General features: G+C 66.7%; 7 protein-coding genes. 2 read left to right on the forward strand and 5 right to left on the reverse strand.

Annotated elements, in window-relative coordinates:
- Together AC3AYF_RS04410 and AC3AYF_RS04415 are read left to right on the forward strand one after the other, a co-directional pair.
- A partial coding sequence (locus AC3AYF_RS04410; protein ID WP_487779437.1) for an RsmD family RNA methyltransferase occupies positions 1 to 513 on the forward strand: 513 nt, incomplete at its 5' end.
- A 110-nt stretch (positions 514 to 623) separates the two neighbouring features.
- Positions 624 to 827, forward strand: a complete 204-nt coding sequence (locus AC3AYF_RS04415) for a cell division protein ZapB (protein ID WP_110602144.1) — start codon at positions 624 to 626, stop codon at positions 825 to 827.
- Positions 828 to 959: 132 nt separating this feature from the next.
- Here AC3AYF_RS04415 and AC3AYF_RS04420 read toward each other — a convergent pair whose 3' ends face one another.
- From AC3AYF_RS04420 to AC3AYF_RS04440, 5 genes are all read right to left on the reverse strand, one after another.
- On the reverse strand, positions 960 to 1,454 hold the full coding sequence (locus AC3AYF_RS04420) for a GNAT family N-acetyltransferase (protein ID WP_487779438.1): 495 nt from the start codon (positions 1,452 to 1,454) through the stop codon (positions 960 to 962).
- 55 nt (positions 1,455 to 1,509) lie between these two features.
- Complete coding sequence (locus tag AC3AYF_RS04425; RefSeq protein WP_487779439.1) at positions 1,510 to 2,379, reverse strand: hypothetical protein; 870 nt, start codon at positions 2,377 to 2,379, stop codon at positions 1,510 to 1,512.
- Positions 2,376 to 2,687, reverse strand: coding sequence for a BolA family protein (locus tag AC3AYF_RS04430; RefSeq protein ID WP_295039237.1), 312 nt, complete (start codon positions 2,685 to 2,687; stop codon positions 2,376 to 2,378). Before AC3AYF_RS04430 ends, AC3AYF_RS04425 begins: the two co-directional genes overlap by 4 nt.
- Positions 2,688 to 2,761: 74 nt before the next feature.
- Positions 2,762 to 4,150 (reverse strand): MFS transporter, encoded by a 1,389-nt coding sequence (locus tag AC3AYF_RS04435; protein ID WP_295039233.1) that lies wholly within the window; start codon positions 4,148 to 4,150, stop codon positions 2,762 to 2,764.
- Between the two features lie 46 nt (positions 4,151 to 4,196).
- The gene (locus AC3AYF_RS04440) at positions 4,197 to 4,583 is read right to left on the reverse strand and encodes a hypothetical protein (protein ID WP_295039231.1); all 387 of its coding nucleotides are present in this window, start codon (positions 4,581 to 4,583) and stop codon (positions 4,197 to 4,199) included.
- Positions 4,584 to 4,837: the final 254 nt, after the last annotated feature.

Below are 4,837 nucleotides of genomic sequence, written 5' to 3' on the forward strand. Positions count from 1 at the left end.
GCCGGCCTGGCCGCGGAGCGGCTGGCCGGTAGCCGCAGCGGGGTCTTCGTGGGCATCTCGGAAGTCGACTACGCGCAGCAGGCCTTCGGCTCAGCCCAGGGTCTGGACCTCTACGCGGGCACCGGCGCACTCGGCCTGGAAGCGTTGTCGCGCGGGGCGTCCCAGACCACCTTCGTCGAGTCCACCGCCCCGGTGGCCAAGGCGCTGGAAGCGAATATCGCGACACTGGGCGCCGCCGGACACGTCGTCGTCGCCCCCGTCGAACGGTTCCTGGCGACGCCCCCCAGCAGGTTCGATCTCGTCTTTCTCGACCCGCCTTTCCGCCAGGGACTGGCCGCGAAGACCTGCCTCGACCTGGAGCTGGGCGATTGGCTGGCGCCCGATGCCGTCATCTATGTCGAGACGGAACACGAGCTTGCCTGGTCCCCGCCGGCTCCTTGGCGACTGCATCGCGAAATCGTCGCGGGAGACAGCCATGGGCGGCTTTTCAGACGTCAGTCCGAAGCCGGCTGACGTCGCCACTTCGAGACGCTTGTCGTCGGCCTCGGCGCCACGTAGGCTGCGGCCATCGAACAGGCGACCATACCTCGGGAACGAGTCACGAACTTTCAAGGAGAGTGCAGATGAACGGTGAAATCTTCGCCAAACTGGAACAGAAGATTCAGGATGCCGTCGACAGCATCGAGATGCTGAAGATGGAGAACGAGGAACTCAAGGCGGAGAACGCACGCTTCCAGCAGGAGCGCGAGGAGTGGGAACAGCGTCTCGGTGGACTGCTCGACAAGCTGCAGTCGCTGGACAGCGCCTCGACCAGCGACAACGGCTGAAACGGCGGCTAAGACGGCGGAACGGGGCGACCTGCGCAGGACGCCCCATCCGGCGGACCGCCCAGCCCTTCCCTCCTCCGGAGCCGCTGCCAGGCCTCCTCGCGCCCGACCCGGCGCCCTGAATCGGTCGCCTCAGACCAGATCCCGCGACATCAGCAGCGCATCCTCTCCGCGTCCATCGTCACGGCGGTAGTAACCGCGGCGCTGGCCGTCGATTCTGAAGCCGGCACGCTCGTACAGTCGCCGCGCCGCCAGGTTCGACTCCCGCAGCTCGAGCAGCAGGCGCTCGGCACCCCGGGCACGGGCGCACCGCATGACCCACCCCAGCATCTCCCGCGCCAGACCTTGCCGGCGCGCATCGGGTAGCACGCAGATCGACTGCAGCTCGGCGTCAAAAGGCAGGTAGGCGAGGATGGCGACGGCCCACAGCGCGCTGTCGTTGGCCGACCGGACGCCCCAGACCGCATAATTCTCGTCCCTCAACGCCGCTTCCAGCAGCGCTTCCGACCAGGCGTCATCGTTGGCCCGGCCCTCGAACGTCACCAGCGCCGGCAGGTCCTCCGCGCCGAGCCGGACCGGCAGGGTCCTCCCGTGGGAGGCCTCGGGATGAAAAGCGTCGATGGGCATGGGCGTTACTCGAGGAGGTTCGTTCAAGCCCTGGGGGACCGGCAGGCGACGCCTGCTATTCAGGAGCATCCAGGCCCTGCCGCCAGGCGCTTCCCGCCGTCTGCAGCAGGGGCCAGCACGCACGCTTGGCACTGGCCGAGTCCAGCATGTCGGCGGGGTGTGGCAGGTGATGACAGGTCCATTCGAGCTCGTTCGCCGGATCGTCCAGCAGCGACGACCAGACCTCGTCGCCCACGATGACGGCGCCGTCGATTTTCATGCCGTGGCGACGCGCCTGCCCGGCACAGAAGACCTGAATGCCCTCGCGCGCCTCACCGACGGGATCGCTGGCCGGCATGTCCATCAACGGCCAGGTCAGACTCGACAGCGGCGCCCCGCCAGCGGGCATGCCGACGCTCTTCAGCATCTGTCCCAGCAGCGCCTGCCCCGCGGCGGAGATCGGCCGCTCGCCGGGCAGCATCAACCACCAGCGCTCACCGATGACCGACAGCGACAGGGTGAATCGAAGCGGATCGACCGCTGGCGCCGCTTCCCTGGTAGCGTTCGCAGAGGCCTGCTCGGCCCCGGTGTCCTCTGACGACGGGGAAACCGCCGCAGCATCGGGATCGGCAGCCTGGTGGGGAGACGGCCGGGGCGACTCGCCCCGGGCCGCGTCTCCCCCGAGCAGGGCCCTGGCTCGCGATAGCGGCGCCGCGGTTTGCGGCGTTGGCGCTTCATCGGTGGCGGGGCGATCGCGCTCGACCGGTCGTGCCGGCGTCTCCAGCAACGCCTGCAGTCGCTGCCCTCGCGCCGGTTTCTCCGGTTCGGGAGCGACTTCCCATTCGACCTGCCCGGTCGGTCTGGCATTGACGAAGCGGTACCGCGAAGCCCAGCTGGCAATCCCCATGGCTTCGAGATACTGCAGCCGCTGCGGATCGCCGATCACTGGCCGCCCCCACCGCGGCAGTTGGGCGAATCCGGACGGACGCCGCCGCGGGTCGACCACTGCTGCGGCGTGTAGAGATGCAGGGCCAGCGCATGGACGGGGCCGGCGAGCTCATCGGCCAGCAGGCTGTAGATCAACTGGTGGCGCTTGACCGGCATCAGCCCGGCGAATCGCTCGGAGACCAGCGTCACCTTGAAATGGGTTTCGGAATCCGGCGGCACATGATGCATGTGGCTCTCGTTCTCGACCGTCATCTCGACCGGCTCGAGCGTCGCGAGTTTCTCTTCGATACGTGCCTGAACACTCATGACAGTTCCTCCTGAACCAACCGGACCATTGTAACGCCTTGCTCGGGCATTGGGTGAAGCCTCGAGAAAAGGGCTCAGCGCCGAACGCCCTTGGCGGCCATCGGCGTGCGATAGAGACTCAAGGCAAGTGCGATCACCACCGATGCACACCCCACCCACAGCGACAGCGTGAGCGAACCGAACGAGAGGCCGAGGATCAGCCCGACCAACGCCGTGCCCAGCGACTGCCCGAAGGTGCGCACCGACGCCAGCACGCCGGAGGCGTTGGCGCTGAGGTCGACCGACACGCTACCGATCATCTCGCGATTGTTCGGCGCCTGGAACAGGCCGTAACCCACCCCGCAGAGCGCGGTTCGCCAGATCACGTCGAGATAGCTCGAGTCGGCGTCCAGGCCGGTCAACGCCAGCATGCCGAGCAGGAACAACCCCAGGCCGGTCGAACTGATCAGCGCCGGATTGCCCTTGTCCGCCAGGCGCCCTGCCAGCGGCCCGATGATCATGATCACCAGCGGCCAGGGCGTGAACAGCACCGCCGACATGATCGGCGATACGCCCATGACGGTCTGGTAGAGAAACGGCAGTCCCACGAACGCCACGCCCTGGGCCAGGAACGCAAACATCGACACCACCGCCGCGAACGAGAAGCGCGGCTCGGCAAACAGTGCCAGCGGCACCAGCGGCCTGGCGACATGGCGCTGGCGATAGACGAATCCCACCAGGCAGATCGCGCTGAGCGCCAGCGTCGCCGAGGCCAGCGCTCCACCCTTGCCATGGCCGAACTGATCCAGTGCGAAGACGCTGCCGCTGAGCATGACGATGGACATCAGCGCGCCCCAGACATCGATTCGCCCGAGGATCGGTTTCTCCCGCGGCAGAGCGCGCACGCCAAGTACGAGCGCCAGCAGTCCGATCGGCACGTTGATGGCAAACAACCATGGCCAGCTCGCCACGTGCAGGATCAGCCCCCCCAGCGACGGCCCTGCGGCGATACCGAACGCCACCGTCAGCGCGCTCAGGCCGATTGCCGATCCCAGCAGCCGGGTGGGAAAGATGATCCGGTAGAGGGAGGGGCCAATGCTCAGCATCGCAGCGGCGCCGATCGCCTGCAGCCCTCGCATCACCAGCAGGAATTCGAACGCCCGGGCCAGCGCACAGCCCAGCGATGCCCCGGTGAAGAATGCCAACCCGCCGATATAGAGGCGATGACGCCCGACGCGCCGACTCACCGCGGCGAAGGTCAGCAGTAGCGCCGCCGTCACCAGTTGATAGACGTTGGCGATCCAGATCGATTCGGAGCCACTGATCGCCAGCTCTTTGGCCAGCGTGGGAAGGGCAATGTTGACGATGCCGTTGTCCAGCACCGCCATCTGGGTGCCAGTGATCATCGCCAGCAGCGCCAGCTTGCGTTCACGCCCGGGTAGACCGTCGTCCCCCGGCCGCTCCTCGAACAGCCGCTTCAGCATGGACTGAAGAAGCGCTCGGCACCGCCCTCAAGCAACATCCGGCCCATCACTCCTCGTCGGTCTCCATCAGCAGCTCGTCGTCGACTTCGGAGGTTTCCAGCTCGGCCTCGTCGTCGAGATCCACCGCCAGATAGCTGTGCTCCAGGGTGAGAAACGTCTCGAACAGCGCCCAGTTCAGGCTCTCCGGCCACTGACGCTCATCCTCCTCCCAGGCTCGCAGCTCGGTCTCGAGGATGTCGTAGTAGCGCTCTCCGACATAGGCCTGCAGGGCTTCCGGCGTATCCATCTCGGGAATGAGATAGACGGTATTCTCGCCAGCGATGTCGTCGAGCGTCAGGTCGTCTTCACCGACAGTCGGCTCCAACGAGTTGACCCAGTCGACGAACGCCTGGGTCGGCTTGACGCTCAGCGCGGAACGGTTGAGCAGCTTCATCGGTGTCACCTCTTCTTGGGAACCGCACGGGGTCGGCGGAATTCGAACCGCTGCCATTATGGGCGCTAGGCGCGCCCCTGACCAATAACTCTTGCCCGGCTGCGCCGCGAGCCGCGAGCCGCGAGCCGCGACTGCAAGTCTCACCAGAAACGCAAAGTTCGCAAGCTCGTAGCCCGTAGCTCGTAGCCCGTAGCTCGTAGCCCGTAGCCCGTAGCCCGTAGCCCGTAGCTCGTAGCTCGTAGCTCGTAGCTCGT

The organism is Salinicola sp. (assembly GCF_982684285.1).

Excerpts from the sequence above, each read along its gene's own strand:
- AC3AYF_RS04435 (WP_295039233.1), bottom strand. The coding sequence starts at position 4,150 with ATGCTGAAGCGGCTGTTCGAGGAGCGGCCGGGGGACGACGGTCTACCC.
- AC3AYF_RS04440 (WP_295039231.1), bottom strand. The coding sequence starts at position 4,583 with ATGAAGCTGCTCAACCGTTCCGCGCTGAGCGTCAAGCCGACCCAGGCG.
- AC3AYF_RS04415 (WP_110602144.1), top strand. The coding sequence starts at position 624 with ATGAACGGTGAAATCTTCGCCAAACTGGAACAGAAGATTCAGGATGCC.
- AC3AYF_RS04420 (WP_487779438.1), bottom strand. The coding sequence starts at position 1,454 with ATGCCCATCGACGCTTTTCATCCCGAGGCCTCCCACGGGAGGACCCTG.
- AC3AYF_RS04430 (WP_295039237.1), bottom strand. The coding sequence starts at position 2,687 with ATGAGTGTTCAGGCACGTATCGAAGAGAAACTCGCGACGCTCGAGCCG.